General features: G+C 49.3%; 9 protein-coding genes. All 9 read right to left on the bottom strand.

Annotated elements, in window-relative coordinates; translation table 11 throughout:
* Positions 1 to 8 precede the first annotated feature (8 nt).
* The gene (locus SK066_RS07555) at positions 9 to 1,208 is read right to left on the bottom strand and encodes an exonuclease SbcCD subunit D (protein WP_320544230.1); all 1,200 of its coding nucleotides are present in this window, start codon (positions 1,206 to 1,208) and stop codon (positions 9 to 11) included.
* 278 nt (positions 1,209 to 1,486) lie between these two features.
* On the bottom strand, positions 1,487 to 5,902 hold the full coding sequence (gene addA, locus SK066_RS07550; RefSeq protein ID WP_320544229.1) for a helicase-exonuclease AddAB subunit AddA: 4,416 nt from the start codon (positions 5,900 to 5,902) through the stop codon (positions 1,487 to 1,489).
* Positions 5,889 to 9,443 carry a helicase-exonuclease AddAB subunit AddB gene (gene addB / locus SK066_RS07545; RefSeq protein ID WP_320544228.1) on the bottom strand — a complete coding sequence of 1,185 codons (3,555 nt, stop codon included), beginning with the start codon at positions 9,441 to 9,443 and terminating at the stop codon, positions 5,889 to 5,891. The genes addA and addB overlap by 14 nt, the downstream gene beginning before the upstream one ends.
* Before the next feature lie 296 nt (positions 9,444 to 9,739).
* Positions 9,740 to 11,107, bottom strand: a complete 1,368-nt coding sequence (locus SK066_RS07540) for a class I SAM-dependent rRNA methyltransferase (RefSeq protein ID WP_320544227.1) — start codon at positions 11,105 to 11,107, stop codon at positions 9,740 to 9,742.
* Between the two features lie 395 nt (positions 11,108 to 11,502).
* On the bottom strand, positions 11,503 to 12,846 hold the full coding sequence (gene mtaB / locus SK066_RS07535; RefSeq protein ID WP_188776340.1) for a tRNA (N(6)-L-threonylcarbamoyladenosine(37)-C(2))-methylthiotransferase MtaB: 1,344 nt from the start codon (positions 12,844 to 12,846) through the stop codon (positions 11,503 to 11,505).
* Between the two features lie 3 nt (positions 12,847 to 12,849).
* The gene (locus tag SK066_RS07530) at positions 12,850 to 13,626 is read right to left on the bottom strand and encodes a 16S rRNA (uracil(1498)-N(3))-methyltransferase (protein ID WP_320544226.1); all 777 of its coding nucleotides are present in this window, start codon (positions 13,624 to 13,626) and stop codon (positions 12,850 to 12,852) included.
* Between the two features lie 452 nt (positions 13,627 to 14,078).
* Positions 14,079 to 15,608 (bottom strand): alkyl hydroperoxide reductase subunit F, encoded by a 1,530-nt coding sequence (ahpF, locus tag SK066_RS07525; protein ID WP_250343645.1) that lies wholly within the window; start codon positions 15,606 to 15,608, stop codon positions 14,079 to 14,081.
* A gap of 63 nt (positions 15,609 to 15,671) precedes the next feature.
* On the bottom strand, positions 15,672 to 16,235 hold the full coding sequence (gene ahpC / locus SK066_RS07520) for an alkyl hydroperoxide reductase subunit C (protein ID WP_188776335.1): 564 nt from the start codon (positions 16,233 to 16,235) through the stop codon (positions 15,672 to 15,674).
* A gap of 439 nt (positions 16,236 to 16,674) precedes the next feature.
* Complete coding sequence (locus SK066_RS07515) at positions 16,675 to 17,358, bottom strand: site-2 protease family protein (protein WP_320544225.1); 684 nt, start codon at positions 17,356 to 17,358, stop codon at positions 16,675 to 16,677.
* Between the last annotated feature and the right edge of the window lies 1 nt (position 17,359).

The raw sequence follows: 17,359 nt of genomic DNA, 5'->3' as shown, positions 1-17,359 counted from the left end.
GCACTTCCTTATCCTTCAAAATCATGATGTACACTCGAATCTGAGGCTGCAATCGTGTCCTCGCCGTCGATCAGTTCTAGAAAAAGCTCAATTAATCGATCCTCGGGCACAGCCCCCCCGGTTTGACGCTCATAAAACTTACGGAACAGCTCGTGTACAGGCAATTGCGCTCGCTCACTAAGCTGCTCCTGTGTTTCCATTTGCGCATATACCGGACGAATATTCACGATGCCACCGCAAGCTTTGCGAAGCGTTTGAATATCGCTCATCGATAACGCCTCAACTAGCGAGATTTCCAGATCGATAAAGGCGTTCGGATCACGCCCCTCTTCCAGCCACTGATATACCTCGGTCAGTCCATTTTTCGCCTTCCAACGGACAAGTGGTCGTCCGCTTGTCAGAAATACCTCTTCCATTTGCGGCGCCTGTCCTGGCGTGATATCCAGCATCGTGACCGACTTCGCCTGTCCTGCTTCGGAAAAGCTATACGCAAGCGGCGAGCCACTGTAGCGGATCATGCCATTTCCTTTGACTGCCTGTGCGCGATGCAAGTGTCCGAGCGCCGTATATTGCGCGCCTGTATCCAGTGCCGACGGGTCAACTGTATACGCTCCACCTACTTGAATCGGTCGCTCCGAATCGGTCTCTACACCACCAAGTACATAAATATGACTCATCGCTAGATTTACAGTGTCCGGACGAAAGCCAGATCCAAGCTGGCGCATCAGACGTCCAACACGCTCGCTATAGGCACGGCGAACGGTATTTTCTTCATTTTCCTCAGTTAGCAATTCATTTAAGCGTGCCTCGGACGGATAGGATAATGGCGCAATGATCGCCGTCTCGTCTGTACGTGGAACATAGATGCTCAGACCTGCCGCTTCCGGCACACCGAGCAAATGAATTCCGCGTCCACGCACGAGCGGAGAAGCGGACGAAATTCGCTCAGGCTGATCATGGTTACCTGCAATAACGATGAGCGGTCTACCCTTTTCCGTTAATCGTGCAGTCGCTTCATAAAAAAGCTGCTCTGCTATCGCCGGAGGATTGACTGAATCATACACATCGCCAGCCATCAAAATGAGATCCGCCTGCTGATCGTCTGCGAGCCGTACCAATTCATCAACAAATGCTGCCTGCTCCTCCATCCGGCTACGCCCTTCCAGCGTTTTTCCAAAATGCCAGTCTGCGGTATGTAAAATACGCACAGAACTCCCCCTTTATCTTTCATATTGCGGTGTATTATTTTCTGTTCTTATTTTGTATAGAGCATATGAGTTATCGTTGTATGGTTTTGCACTAGATCGGGCTTATTGAGTCGCCAATCATAACTAAACAAAACAGAACTAACGATCAGCCGAACCGCATGTAAAAAGTACCTCGATCCACCTGTGCATCGATCTGTGGGAACTCTATACTATTCAGCATTCAGAGAATTAGATTTGTGCGATTCGATGATCGTTAGAATGATAAGCTTCCCGTCTATTTATCCATCTATACGAACCTCATGCTTACCGTCAAAAAAGTACAGCCATAGCTCATCGACCTTCCAGCCAAATGCTTGCTGTACAGCTTGTGCATAAAGCTCCAGCTGGATACGATAACGCTCCTTCAAGGCTTCAAGTCCACCTTCATGCGGAAGAACACGATCTGTTTTGTAATCGACCAGAATGGTGCGCTCCCCTTCGCGGAAAAGACAATCGATAATGCCCTGTGTCAGCATCAGATCACCATGCTCATTAACAGGCAGCGCGTGGCTGAATGCCAGTTCACGTCGAATCCATGAAGCGTTCATCAGGCGCTGACCGAGCTCAGTCTGGAAAAATCCAGCTACTTCATCCGGCTGTACACTATCTGCCTCGGCTTGTCGTAAAATCTGCTGGTCTACCAAACGCTGCTTCGTTTCCTCAACAAGCAAGGTCGTCACCTCACCTGCTTGTATGGGCACACGCTGCATCACCATATGGTAGGCCGTCCCACGCTCGGCGCCGGTTAGACCTTTTTTCTCCATAAAGGAGGGGCGTTCAAGCTTAAGACTATTCCGGTGACGATCAGAAGTATCTGACGATCCATCACTGGACAGATTTTCCTGGGATATTTTCGAAGAAAGCTCCGCTAAAAGCGATGTATTCGTCGCTATGCCTTCGCCAGCAGCTTCATGCTGCTTTTGCCGATCGATATAAGCTTGCAGCTGAGGGTTCAAATCCCAGATTCCTTCCCATAGATCAGCATCCGGTATCTCATCCGATACAAGCTGCTGCTTCAGCTCACTCACCGTCGTTTTAGCAGCAATATGTGCAGCCTGTTCATATGGATATGTCCAGCTGAGACGGGTATCAATCGCCTCAGCGGCTTGCTGTTCCTGTTCATCCAGCCGATGCCAGTCTGCTTCACTAATGTGTACATGCTGGGCAAGCGTCTTCGCATCGATAGCTGTAGTATCGACATCCTTAGTCTGCTCAGAAGCGTTAGTAGGGGTAGCTGTCGGCTCCAGAGACTCAGTTGCTGACGTTATATTATGCTTGGCATGAGAATTTTCGTCAGCCATGTCCGCTATAGCAGCTAATGGCTGATCGCTTTGCTCCTGTTCCAGCGCAGCGACAATAATATCGTGCCATTGCGGAGCTTTTCCTGCCTTCATCGCTTGCCATTTAGGATCATCTTGACGCGGCTCTACAGCCGTCTGCTCATCTGCATCTAACGTGTCTATTAGTTGACGAGTATCCAGAATATGCACCTGCCATGCTGCTGGATCATCAGCTAGCACTGCTGCATAAGGTGCGGTTGCTGCTTCATTACGCTCACGGAATACACGTGCCGCCCGATGGCGCATAAATGCCGGGCCTAACCAATCGATATAACTACGCGCACGAGCAAGTACATAATCAGGTAGCTCTAGCGCTGGATGAGACTGCACCTGACTCCAGGCTGCAATACGCTTATCTAGATCCTTGACCGTTGCCAGCATGATCAGCTTATCGCGTGGACGAGTTAATGCGACATATAGCACACGTAGCTCTTCTGCCAGCAGCTCCTTCATCGCACGACGACGGATCGCCAGATTCGGTAAAGTCGGATAGCTTACCCGTGTATCCTCATCTACAAACTTCGGCCCAAAGCCCAGCTCCTTATGCATTAGAAACGGTGCATTCAGATCCTGCATATTAAACATTTTGGACATACCCGCCAGAAAGACGACCGGGAACTCCAGTCCTTTACTTTTATGAATCGTCATAATCCGAATCGCATTTTCCTCAGCTCCACCTGATACCGAGCCAAGATCGCCGCCCGTATCCTTGAGACGACGAATAAAGCGCAGGAAGCGGAATAACCCCTGTGATGAACCGCTACGTTCGAACTGCAACGCCCGTTCATACAATATACGTAAATGATGCTGGCGCTGCACACCGCCCGGCAATCCACCCAGCCAGTCCATATAGCCTGTCTCGCGATAAATGCGCCAGATCAGGCTTCCCAGCTCGCCTTCGCGCGCTTCGGCACGCCAGCTAAGAAGCTGCTCATGGAAGCGGCGTAGCTTGTCGGTTAAGCTGGCGGCATATTGCCATTCATCCGCTGGCTGCGCACGCTCTGGAGCCATTTCGCCAATATCTGTAGTAGGCTGAACCATTGTATCGGATGCTTCTGATGTTGACGCTGTTGATGTAGCTTCTAGCAGGGTCGTCATCGCCTCGTAGAAGGTCACCTGCTTCCGCGCCAGTCTTACCTGAGCAAGTTCATCCTCATTCAAGCCAACAATGGGCGAGCGCAATACAGAGGCAAACGGAATATCCTGCTGTGGATTATCGATAATCTCCAGCAGTGATAGCATCACATCAACCTCAACCGCTTCAAAATACCCCTGCTCCACATCGCTATAGGCTGGAATACCAGCTAACTTCAGCTCATCCAGCATAAGCGGTGCCCATACCGCCGTAGAACGCAGCAAAATAACCATGTCGCGATATTCTGCCGGACGCAGTCCATCGATCGCTTTATCATAAATCATCAGCGGCTTGCCATCTGGAGAGATCATTTCTCTCACGCGCGTAATGATCGCCTGGGCTTCCAGACGTGCAGATTCCAGCTCTGCCTCGTCACCACCCGTTATATTATCGCTATCGATAGCTTCCTCATCTGCGCTTACACCATTGCCGCCACGCTCAAGCAGCCAGAATTCCGGCTCATAATCCGCTTCATAACCGTCTGGATATTGCGCACCTGCTACCAGCTCCGCACGCTCGTCATATACAATCTCGGCAACCTTTTCATTCATCAGCTGGCGAAATAGCATATTCACCGCATCCACAACCTGTGTCCGACTACGAAAGTTTCGTGACAGGTCGATTCGGCGTCCGTCACCGCTCCAATCATCACGATAATGATGATACTTTTGTAAAAATAGTCCTGGCTCGGCAAGGCGGAAGCGATAAATACTTTGCTTCACATCGCCAACCATAAATCGATTGCCCGGCTGCTCACGTGAAATGAGCTGTACCAGTTGCTCCTGTACCGAGTTCGTATCCTGATACTCATCCAGCATCACTTCATCAAAGCGTGACCGATATTCCAGTGCCGCTGCCGAAGGCAAAAGCTGCTCTGGCGTAGAAGATGGATCACGTAGTACCTGTAGCGCATAATGCTCCAGGTCAGAAAAGTCCACCCAGCCGCGTCGCTGCTTCTCCTGCTGATAACGCTCGCTAAAGCGAATCACCAGCTCCGATAGCTCCTCCATCAGCGGTGCCGATTCACGCAGCTCCTGCGCAAACTCATCTGCCGTGCGACCAAAAAATAGATTTCCCAGCTCTGTCAGTGACTTTTTAACCGTGTCGCGAAGCTGCTTGACTGTCTCCTGTAGCTGTACATCCAGCGCATCATCCTTACGCACAGACTTGAGCTTGCCAAATGTAATCTGCTGAAATACCGGATACAGCTCACTCCATGGCTTCAAGGCGACTGCATCCTGTAGATGATGAACAAGCTCCAGATCACCGCGTAGTGTCTCCGCATAAGCGGCAGGGCCACCAGGCTGTAGCGCAGTATCGATCGCCTGTTGCACCAGTGCCTCCAGCCCTTCCAGTGCCATATGCAGATCATTCACAATCTGCTCTACCCAGACGGACTGCTCCAGCTGCTCTGCATCCTGCACTTGAAAGGATTTTGCCGTTTCACGTAGCCAGTGCTCAGGCCACGGATGACTGCGTGCAAAATGATACAGACGCTCTACAAGCTGCATCGCTGCTTCGTCGCTACGCTCGCCACCAAACCAGTTGATCAAGCGATGAAACTGCTTATTATCGCGTTCTTCTTCCTCTGTATATTTATCCTCGAATAATTCCTCCAGCAATTCCTCACGCATCATGGCGCATTCATTTTCATTCGCGATGCGGAAGCCGGGATCAAGCGGAATCATCGCATAATAACGCTGAATGACCTCCATACAAAAGGAATGCAGCGTTGTGATCGATGCTTGACCGAGTAGTGCGAGCTGTCTGCGCAGCCGTTCATCATTCGGTCGATTCAGCACCTCACGGTCAAGCGCTGCCCGTATCCGTTGACGCATCTCGGTCGCTGCCGCCTTCGTAAACGTAGCCACCAGCATCCGATCCACATCCAGTGGATGGTCTGGATCCGTCACCTGACGAATGATGCGCTCAACCAGCACTGCCGTTTTACCTGAACCCGCAGCGGCGGCTACGAGCAGATTGTCACCGCGCAGCGAAACTGCCTTCCATTGATCCTCTGTCCATGTACTATCCTCCGGTCTTGGAATGACCAGCTGTTGTAAGGCATGGGCGCGCTCCTGATGCGCGGACTGGCTGCCAGCATCGCTAAAGCCCGCAGAATCGGCATGATCGCCCTGTCCGCTCTGTAATGGTTGCTGTTCACGATCATGATCGTTCATGTCCGCTCTCTCCCTCCTGCGGGTTTTGCTGACTTTGCAGCAGCTCCCATGTTTCGTTTTTGTTTGGTTTTTTCAGCATATTGTAGGCGTTGCCCTTGATACTCTCATCAAATTGACAGACCGACTTGTACGCACAGAATGTGCATGCCTTCTCCTGATCAATGCGATAAGGCTCAATCTGAGTTACACCGCCTGTAATGCCTTCACCGATCTGCCGTGCCGTTTGTCGCACATTCGTTAGTAGCTCCTGCCATTGCTCTGGTGAAGCGACTGCCGAGCTGCTGTAAAAGCCACCATCTGCCTTCACGGCAACAGGCAATATCGCAGAATGTCCTTTTTCCAGCGTGCTGTCCATTTTACCGATCACATCACGGTCTGCAACAAGTAGACCTTTCATTTTAAAACGCTTGAGCAGCTCCTGACGTGACTGCTCCATGCTCAGACGATTGCCCGATTGCAGCATCGGATTGTGTACATGGAAATACAGAGCGCCTGCTGGATCAGCTTTCTGTCCGAGCTTCTCTTCTGCATGGGTGAGCAGCACATCCAGATACGTGAGCATCTGTAGTGCCAGACCATAATACACCTCATGCAGCTTCAAATCGGTCGAACTGGATTTATAGTCAATAATCCGAATGAGCAGATTGCCTTCACCTTCCGCTACATCCACACGGTCAATGCGCCCAACAATCTCCATCGTGTATCCATTATCTAAAGTAAAGCGCAATGCAGGCCAGTTACAGTCCGGTCCGAATGCCAGCTCCAAAAACAGCGGCTCAAACTGTCCACGTCGTGACTGCTCACCAATGATGACCGAAGCACGGCTCACGATATCGCGTAGCTTGCGTGTAATATAGCCATATCGCCGCGAGCTTAGCAAAATCTCACCCTGTAAGCGCGGCGTATGCTTATCTACTGCCGCTTCGGCTACCTGTACACATTCCTCTGGTGTCAGATCGCCCCAGTTGCGCCCCTGCTCCTTCAAATCCTGCGCCAACGTTGTGAGGGAGGCGTGGAACAGCTGACCGATATCCGGTGCTTTCAGACGGTATTCCTGCCGTTCGCGCAGCTTCAATCCACGCGCTGCAAAATGGGCGAACGGACAGGATACGAATTGCTCCATACCAGACACGCTCGTGCGTAGTACACGACCATACAGACGCTGACTCGTTTCCTCGCTCAGACGATGACCGACATTTTCATAAAATAGTGAGCCGAACAATCGATGCAGCTGCGGCTTCCATGCTTCATTCGCATCATACCAGCGCAGCACATGCCACCATAGGACCGGTATATTCGTGCCACGGCTCCATTCACGCAGCTGTCCAATCAGATGAGGCAGTGTCACGCCTGGACGCCCAATAAGCTGTAATTGCTGTTCGGCTGTCTGACGTACATCAGCCGTTATACTGAGCGATTGCTCACGCAAGCCAGGGAAGAGTGCTTTGACGGTCGTGATCACCTCGGAAGCAATCAAGCCTCGACCTTCCTCATCGCTCATCGCATAGCTGATCCACAGACGATCACTCGCAACCGTCAGTGCATGATAAATAATAAATTGCTCATCCAATTGACGACGTGTAATGCCTGGCGCAAGCTCCAGTCCACTATCTGTTAGATTCAATCGTTCGGCTTCATTCAAAATGCCCTGATCTGGAAATACGGACGGCACAATGCCATCATTGATACCAAGCACAAATGCATATTTAATATCTAGCGGACGAGTACGATCCAGTGAACCGATCAGCACCTGATCGATCGCTGGTGGTACAACCCCCAGCCTTAATCCCGCAAGACCCGTTTCCAGCAATCCAGCAAAGGTTTCCAGCTGAAGCTCATCCTCCGCCATAATATCGACCATTTGCTCCATCAGCTCGATAATGCCGCCATGAATCTGAATATGCTCGCGTGCGCGCAGTGGTTGCCCACTAGCAGCCGCTTCAGCACTCCACTGCTCCAGCTTATCGGCGACCTCCAGCTCTTCCAGCAGCTCATACAGAGCAATACACATCTCAGTCGCATGTCTTGCCTTTTTGAGCTTTTTCTCCAGCCGTTGTAGTGGCGCGGCGACTCTACGGCGTACCTTTTCAATCTGCTGCGCTTGCATCATATCGCGCTCGCTCGGCTGGCCGTTCTCTGTCTCCTCTGCTTCCAGTGACAGACTTGGAATGCCTCTCCATTCGCGTCCATCTGTCCAGCGATATCCATGAATACCGCATGCGAGCACGACATTTTCAAGGCGATCCAGATCATCTGCCGTTACTTCATCATCCAGTGTGACGAGCAATCCCGTCTTGATACAGCGAAATACATCTTCATAGCGCCAGTTATACTGCACCACATCAAGTGCAGCACGCATAAGCTCAGCTAGCGGATGATGCAAAATACCACGTCGTTTATCTAAGAAATAAGGAATATTATAATCTTCCATTAGCGGTGCAATCAGATGCTCATAATCATCCAGATTACGCACAAAGATAGCCATTTCTCGCCATCTTGCTCCCTGCTCACGCGCTAGCTTCACCATTTCACGTAGTGCGCCCTCGATTTCTGTACGACGATCAGGGGCACAATGTACAGATAGCTCATCCGCTGTACCCTGTTGTAGACGACCACCCTTCCACAGACTGCGCGTACGATAGCCCTTTTCCAGATGGGCAAGTAGCGGACTATGCGCAAAGCGGACAGGGACATCCTCATGTGCAGGCGACAGATTCTCTACCGCCTGAGGATCGGCATGACCAAGCGCTTCTGCAAATTGATACAGACGTCGACAAGCAACCGCTTGCTGATAAAACAGCTCCATCTCGGGTGGCTGCTCATCCCAGTACGGACGATCCAGTGTCAGCGACACCGTCACACCATCTACCTTGTCCAGCAGTGCCATGATGACTCTATATTCCTGTGGCGTAAAGCTATGAAAGCCATCAATCCAGACCTCTGCTCCGTTCAGCATCTCTGAGCGCGGAATCGCTTCTGCCAGATCATCAAGCGTATCGTCGCGGTCAATATATAACTGCGACAATCCATATTCGTACTGGCGATAAATATGCTGTAAATCGTGTAGCTTGTCTGTCAGAAGTGGTGAGACGCCTGTTACAGATTGCTGTACATAGCCCTCTAGCTGCTCGGCTGTGAGCGAATAATGCTTAAATTCGCTATACAGCTCGCTCAGCTGACTAATAAAGCCAAACTGCTCACCAGAACGTCCAAATAGCTTAAGTTGCGATTGTTGCTGCTGAAGGAGCTTATACAGCAGCATCTTTTTGCCTTCATCTGCAATCACGATTCGGGCCGAACCGCCGACCTCACGCAGTACAAGCTGTGCCAAACGCCGAAAGCCAAATGCACTTGCACGCATATTGCCACGTACACGCTCGGTTCGAATAAGCGCATGCTCCGTCTGAAAGGATGCCTGTTCTGGCACAATAATAAATAGCGGTGCGCCTGTCGGCTCCGCTGCAATTTTATCGATTACTCGATTAATAATCGTTGTCGTTTTACCGCTGCCCGAGCGGCCGATCATAAACTTGAGAGGCATATGCATATCCCCTTTGGTCTGTAAAATATCTCTCTTCACTTACAATTCTTTAATAGAACAAATGTTCTTATCTTTCCACTTTATCGTACTATGTGTTGGATTTCAATACTACTGCTATGTCGTTATCATTCCGCTGTGCTTATCTTCCTGTATAGTATACCCGTAAACAAGGAAATCCCCACCGCCTCAGGCGTACAATGCGGTACGACAGGCGGAGGGGACTCCTCACCATAACTATAATTATACTATAAGGCTTACTGAATGAATAATGCTTGGGCAGAACACTGCTTTATCTATTAAAACGAAGCGCTACGCACTTCAAAGATCGCAAACTTGAGATAATGCCCTTCGGTTACGCCGAGAATTTGCGGATGATCCTTACCTGCCGCTCTCCACTCTACCAGACGCAGCACCTTGCCTGCATCCTGAGCGGCTTCCTGAATCGTTTCCAGGAATAGCTCGGGCTTCATATGATACGAGCAGCTTGCAGTTACGAGATAGCCGCCTTCATTCACGAGCTTCATACCGTGCAGGTTAATATCCTTGTAGCCACGTACGGCACCAGGAACTGCATTTTTCGTTTTGGCAAATGCAGGTGGATCGAGAATCACAACATCCCAGCTACGTCCACCGCCTGCGGTCATCGGTACAGATGTATCGTGCTTACCGCCTTCGGCGCGGTTGCGGCGCTCTTCCAGTCCCTTGGCATTGCTGCGCAGGTAGTCAAATGCATCGGCTACGACAAATTCTACCCGATCCTCAAACCCGTTCAGACGTACATTTTCTTCAGCGCTTTCGATCGCATGTGCAGAAATATCCAAACAGGTTACCTTTTTCGCACCGTAGTTGCATGCATTGAGCGTGAAGCTACCTGTATGCGAGAAGCATTCTAGCACCGTTGCTCCATCCCAGTATGGGAATTCCACCACATTGCCTTTACGATTCACGGGAGCCTGTACCGTTTCGCCATCCTGTGTGACCGATTGCAATGTAATGCCGCTACGTTCACCCCAGCCGAGCATCAGCGGAGCGATCGAGTCACGATTTTCGCGTTGATCGAAGAAATAACCGGTCTTCTGACCTTGCTCGATATCGACCTTGATCCACAAGCCATTTTCCTGCACGGTCACATGACGTGGACATTCACCATACAGTACGCCTGTCGTTTCCTCCAGCCCTTCCAGCTTACGAACGGATACATCGCTACGCTCATAGATGCCTTTTGGCTGAATAACTTCAACCAGTGCATCGATAATCTGCTGGCGACGCTGATCCATACCAAGCGTGAGCAGCTGGACAACGAGTACATCGTCAAAACGATCCACAATCAAGCCAGGTAAAAAGTCGGCCTCACCATACACTAGACGATAAGCACGCTCCTCAGGCAAAAAGCGCTCCCGATGCTGTACACACCAGCGGAATCGCTCGGCAAAAAACGCCTGATCCATCTCGATCACCGGCTGTCTGGAAATAATACGAACTTTAATTTTCGATGCCGGGTTGTAATAACCTGTAGCGAGGAACTTACGCTGATGATTCATCACCTGTACAACCTCGCCTGCTTGCGGCTCGCCCTCTACTGTAGCAATTTCCCCTTCAAACATCCACGGATGTCCTTGCTCTAATCTTTTCTTACGTTTCTGTTGTAAAATAACCGTTGCCACGATGGCTCACTCCTTTTATACGTACATCCCAATACAATCAAATACCGATCGATCTACTATTCATTGATTCTATCCTGATCAATGCGTACTACATTTCAAGCGATTCATACCAAATACACTTCACGATATACATTTCACGGCAAAACAAAGGATTTCACCTTGCGGCTCCGGCATCTCGCCAGTTATGCAAAATGAAATCCTGCTGAATATTATTATGAAGCTTGATCTATAAACAACTTCTCATTTTAAAAACAGTACGAATGAGTTTATACACCCAATACATCTGAACGCATATCGTTATTCTCACCAAAATGCTTGATTTCCAAATAGCAAAAGCTATTTTCACCAGCACTGTTCTACTATATGTTATCTTTTAAGCATAGCGCCCAATCGCTTTAAGCGAGCTGGCTTGGCTCCTGCTCCAATACGCGTACAAGCTGGCCTTTAGACGTATTCGCACCTGGCTCAACAAGCTTCACACGACATAGCTTACCAACGAGCTCTTCCGAGCCTTCAAAGGCGATTTGCAAATAGTTATCGCTATAACCACCGATCATACCTTCGCCGAATACGCCCTTGTCATTGTTCTCTGGAATGATATCCAGCACATGACCGACAAATTTCTCAGCATAGGACAGCTGCATTTGCTCAGACAGATCGATCAGCTGGTGCACGCGTGCATGCTTCACTTCATCATCCACCTGATCCTCCATACGTGCGGCTGGTGTGCCTGTACGCTTGGAGTATGGGAATACGTGCATTTCAGAGAAGCCGATCGACTTCATCATATTGTAGCCGTTTTGGAACATTTCATCTGTTTCGCCTGGGAAGCCGACGATTACGTCTGTGGTGATGGCAACGTCTGGCATCGATTGACGGATACGGCGAATCTTCTCCGCGTATTCAGCAACGGTATATTTACGGCGCATGCGCTTGAGCACAGTATCATCACCAGCTTGCAGCGGGATATGGAAGTGACGGCACATTTTGGACGAACGGTTCAGTACATCCAGCACTTTGTCTGTAATCTGACTTGCTTCGATAGAGCTGATACGGATGCGCTCCAAACCTTCAACCTTGTCCAGATCCCACAGCAGGTCGGCCAGATCATAATCTTCCAGATCATCGCCATAGCCACCTGTATGAATACCCGTCAGTACGATTTCCTTGTATCCAGCAGCTACGAGCTGATGCGCCTGGGCAATAACACTGCTTGCTGCACGGCTACGGGACAGACCGCGTGACCATGGAATAATGCAGAACGTACAGAAGTTGTTGCAGCCCTCCTGAATTTTCAAAAAGGCACGTGTATGATTGGCAAAGTCCGGTACATCCAATTCCTCGAACTCGCGTGTTTTCATAATATTACGCACCGCATTGATCGGCTGACGCTCGGATTGCAGCGTATGGATATGCTCCATCAGCTTCTCACGATCCTGTGTACCTACAACCAGATCAACGCCCTCGATATCCAGAATCTCAGCTGGCGATGTCTGTGCATAGCAGCCCGTTACCGCGATAATCGCATCCGGGTTACGGCGTACCGCACGGCGGATAATCTGACGGCTCTTTTTGTCGCCTGTGTTCGTCACCGTACAGGTATTGATCACATACACATCAGCTGTTTTTTCTTCAAAATCAACCTGCTCATAGCCTTCATTTTTAAACAGCTGCCACATGGCCTCTGTATCGTAAAAGTTTACTTTGCAGCCCAGAGTATAAAATGCTACAGATGGCATAATTCAAATTCCTCCCATTTCTCCGGTTTCATACATAATACAAGCAAGTGCTGTCATCGCGGCAGTTTCGGTACGCAAAATACGTCGTCCCAGCCCGGTCGATACAGCGCCATGCTGCTCTGCTGTCTCCACTTCCTGCTCGGTAAAGCCGCCTTCCGGTCCGACTACAATAAGTACACGTGCAGGCTGCTCGCTCTGCTGACGCTGAGCCAGACTAGCCGCAAACGGCTGCACTACATCACGAAGCTGACTCCCATCTTCCTTTTCGTAACAAAAACAGATGAGATCATACGCTTCAAGCGAAGCAATTAGCTGCTTCCAGCTCAGCGGATGCTGGATCACTGGAATACGGCTACGATGACTTTGCTCTGCCGCTTCCTTAGCGATCTTGCTCCAGCGCTGCAAGCGCTTCTCTTCTTTACGCGAATCATACTGCACAACCGTGCGTGCCGACAAAAAGGGAACGAACGCAGCTGCGCCCAGCTCGGTGCATTTCTGAATGACCGTCTCCATCTTATCGCCCTTCGGCAAGCTTTGCGCGATCGTCACCTGCACCTTCGCTTCGGACAATTGCTCCAGTCGCTCTAGGATCCGCGCTGTTACAACCCCGTCTGTCATACTTTCAATCGCAGCAAGTACATCAAGCTGTTCTCCGTCACAGGCGATCAGCTCGTCACCTTCCTCCGAACGCATTACCTTTATAATATGCCGGGCATCTTCACCAGTGATCGTTACGCTATGCTCACTAAACTGCGCTGCCGGTACAAAATATCGCTGCATCACTCATCCACTTTCTATGCATAGGATCAACATGCTATTCCTGAATCTGTTTCTACTCCAAGGCTACCAGACCTACGCGTCGCATTCAAATAGCCCGACCGTGTGAACCAGCCGGACTTCCTAAAAATAACGCTACTGATTACCCATTGGAACATGAACCCTGAAACCCTATCATACAACTTTTAGCCAGCGAGGGCTAGAGTTTTGACGCAATTTATAGAGCGATGTATCGATTAAACACTAAAATTAAATTACGATATTCGTACGTATTATCAAACACATAACAGCCTGTACAGGCGTACCTTCTACACTTTATATGTACATTCATCGACCATCATTCAGCCACCTGCAACGATCCATATAAAACAAAGAACCCTTCTCCATCCGATAAACACCAGATAGAAAAGGGCTTCCTTCATCCCCGGTCAAGCACCAGAGACTAAAATATCAAATCAGTTGCGAATCATATAATCAAATGCGCCCAGTGCAGCGGTTGCTCCGGAACCCATCGAAATGATGATTTGCTTGTATGCACTGTCTGTGCAGTCACCAGCGGCGAATACGCCTGGCAGGCTCGTTGCACCATGCTTGTCTGTAACAATCTCACCCATGCGAGTCAGATCGAGCGAATCTTTCAGCCAATCGGTGTTAGGCACCAGACCGATCTGAACGAATACACCTTCCAGCTCTACATGATGCACTTCCAGCGAATCACGATCTACATACGTAATACCATTGACGGTATCTGTACCTGTGATTTCTTTTGTTTGTGCATTTTTGACAACCGTTACGTTAGGCAGGCTGTACAGACGCTCTTGCAATACGGAATCGGCTTTCAGCTCGCTACCGAACTCGATCACCGTCACATGCTTCACGATACCAGCAAGGTCAATGGCAGCCTCAACGCCGGAGTTACCACCACCGATTACCGCTACACGCTTGCCTTCAAAGAGAGGGCCATCACAGTGCGGGCAATAGGCAACACCTTTGTTTTTAAACTCCTCTTCACCTGGTACGCCGATATTCCGCCAGCGTGCACCTGTCGACAGGATAACGGTTTTACTTTTCAGTACTGCGCCATTTTCCAGCTCGACTTCAACGAGATCGTTTTTAGCCAGACGCTTCGCACGTTGGGATGGCATAATGTCTACGCCATATTCCTTCACATGCTCTTCGAGGCTAGCTGCAAGCTTAGGACCCTCTGTATATTTCACGCTGACAAAGTTCTCGATACCAACAGTATCCATAATCTGTCCGCCGAAGCGTTCAGCTACAAGACCTGTACGAATACCTTTACGAGCGGCATAGATCGCTGCGCTGGCACCGGAAGGACCGCCACCAACGACAAGCACATCATACGCTTCCTTGCTAGCGAGTTCATCCGCATTCGGACCTGCACCCAGCTTGCTCAGAATATCTTGCAGGGACATACGACCATTACCGAACGGCTCACCGTTCAGGAACACCGTAGGCACTGCCATGATGTTTTTGCTATCGATCTCATGCTTGAATGCGCCGCCTTCGATCATCGTATGACGGATGTTCGGATTCAGTACACTCAGAATGTTCAGCGCCTGTACCACATCAGGACAGTTGTGGCAGGTCAGGCTGACATACGATTCAAAATTGTATTGGCCTTGAACCGCTTTGGCTTGAGCGATCAGACTGTCATCTACCTTAGGCGCACGGCCGCTTACCTGTAGCAGCGCCATGATAAGCGAAGTGAACTCGTGTCCAAGTGGAACACCGGCAAATACAACACCGGTGTCCTCCTGTCCACGATTTACGCTAAAGCTTGGTGTGCGTTCGAGGGTTGCTTTTTCGACCGTGATGCGCGAGGAAATGGCAGCCAGCTCATCCAGCAGTTCCAGCGTTTCCTGAGATGCTTTGTCATCGCCAGCGCTAACCTTCAGAACGATGTCGCTCTCCAGCAATTGCAGGTATTGCGACAATTGGACTTTCATTTCTGCATCTAATGCCATGGTTCATACTCCTTACACGTAAACGTGAATGACGTTTAGCTTGAATTTATCGTAACGAATCGCTTAGATTTTACCAACCAGATCAAGGCTTGGTTTCAATGTTTCAGCGCCTTCTTTCCATTTTGCAGGGCAAACCTCGCCTGGATTGTTGCGAACGTACTGAGCAGCTTTGATTTTGTCAACCAGTGTGCTTGCGTCGCGACCAATACCGTCAGCGTTAATTTCAACCGTTTGTACGATACCATCTGGATCGATGATGAATGTACCGCGTTGTGCCAGACCTTCTTCTTCGTCCAGAACTTCAAACAGACGAGAGATGCGTTGGGATGGATCGCCGATCATTGTGTATTCGATTTTACCGATTACGTCGGAATGATCATGCCATGCTTTATGCGTGAAGTGAGTGTCTGTCGATACGGAGTATACTTCAGCACCCAGGCTTTTCAGTGTAGCGTATTGATCTTGCAGGTCACCCAGTTCAGTTGGGCATACAAATGTGAAATCCGCTGGATAGAAGCATACTACGCTCCATTTACCTTGGAAGTTTTGTTCAGATACGTCGATGAATTCACCGTTGTGAAATGCTTTTGCGTTAAACGCTTCTACCTTTTTACCGATCAGAGACATAATAAAATTCCTCCCTATATCCAATGATTTTTTAATTACTCTAACGTGTAATTAGAATAATTATAATCTGAGAACCATTATCATACTAGACGATAGTTGCTGTCAAGCGATGCGGCCGACTTCACTTAATCTTCATGGAGAAGCCTTTGTTCTCTTTCCTCATTACCCTGATATCCGACGTTTTTATCCATTTTCTTATAACGTTTATCGTACGAAAAGTTCAATAATTGTTCATATTTGCCCTTTTTAATTTTAAAGCGTTTACATTATGAAAGAAATCGCTCAACTGCAATGGTTCGTCAGCGCTTCATGAACTTCATGAAGAATGAATAAAGCCGATATTCGGCATGAATGCGAATATCGGCTTTGAATCAACAATCAAGATTGTTTGGTATTTTTTGGGATAATACTATAATATCGTTCTCTGCTGTGCGCTTACTCAGCCGCCAAATAGCAGATTGCCGAGACTATAGAAGCTGCCGGATAATGTGCCTGCCAGCTCATATAGTGGCTGAATCGTGTACATTTTCAGTGGTGGCAGGAACACAATTAGCAAGAATAGCAGAAATGCCCACTGCTCAAAACCATGCAGCTTAGCGCTAATACGCGGTGGCAGCAGCTCACTCACAATTCGGTAACCATCCAGCGGTGGTAACGGAATCAGGTTGAAAATGAACAGGAAGCAGTTCATCAGGATCATATACTGCACAAATGTATAAATAGCGATATCGATCCGATTGTTCGCAAAGGAGCCAATCACGCCAAAGTAATTGAGCGCATAGTAGATTACCGCTGTGACGAGCGCGATCAACAGATTGCTGACCGGGCCTGCCGCAGATACAACAATACTCATCAGACGCGGACGATCAAAGTTAGCGCGGTTCACCGGTACAGGACGTGCCCAACCAAAGCCAGCAATAAGCAGCAGAATCATACCGAGAATATCGATATGTGCCGCTGGATTCAGCGTGACTCGACCTAGCATTTTAGCTGTAGGGTCACCGAACTTATTGGCAAAATAAGCATGGGAGAACTCATGCACGGTAAAGCCAATCACAAGCGCCAGCACATAAAATGGCAATACATCAAGTCGAACGAATAAAACCTGATTCAAAAAATCCATA

It is taken from the genome of Paenibacillus hunanensis (assembly GCF_034055775.1).
GTDB lineage: Bacteria > Bacillota > Bacilli > Paenibacillales > Paenibacillaceae > Saccharibacillus > Saccharibacillus hunanensis.
Note: the sequence above shows the minus strand (reverse complement) of the source record. Positions and strands in the feature narration are given on the sequence as shown.

Bases quoted from the DNA above. Each gene is read 5' to 3' on its own strand.
- addA (WP_320544229.1), bottom strand. From the start codon at position 5,902: ATGAACGATCATGATCGTGAACAGCAACCATTACAGAGCGGACAGGGC.
- addB (WP_320544228.1), bottom strand. From the start codon at position 9,443: ATGCCTCTCAAGTTTATGATCGGCCGCTCGGGCAGCGGTAAAACGACA.
- mtaB (WP_188776340.1), bottom strand. From the start codon at position 12,846: ATGCCATCTGTAGCATTTTATACTCTGGGCTGCAAAGTAAACTTTTAC.
- SK066_RS07530 (WP_320544226.1), bottom strand. From the start codon at position 13,626: ATGCAGCGATATTTTGTACCGGCAGCGCAGTTTAGTGAGCATAGCGTA.
- ahpF (WP_250343645.1), bottom strand. From the start codon at position 15,608: ATGGCATTAGATGCAGAAATGAAAGTCCAATTGTCGCAATACCTGCAA.
- ahpC (WP_188776335.1), bottom strand. From the start codon at position 16,235: ATGTCTCTGATCGGTAAAAAGGTAGAAGCGTTTAACGCAAAAGCATTT.
- SK066_RS07515 (WP_320544225.1), bottom strand. From the start codon at position 17,358: ATGGATTTTTTGAATCAGGTTTTATTCGTTCGACTTGATGTATTGCCA.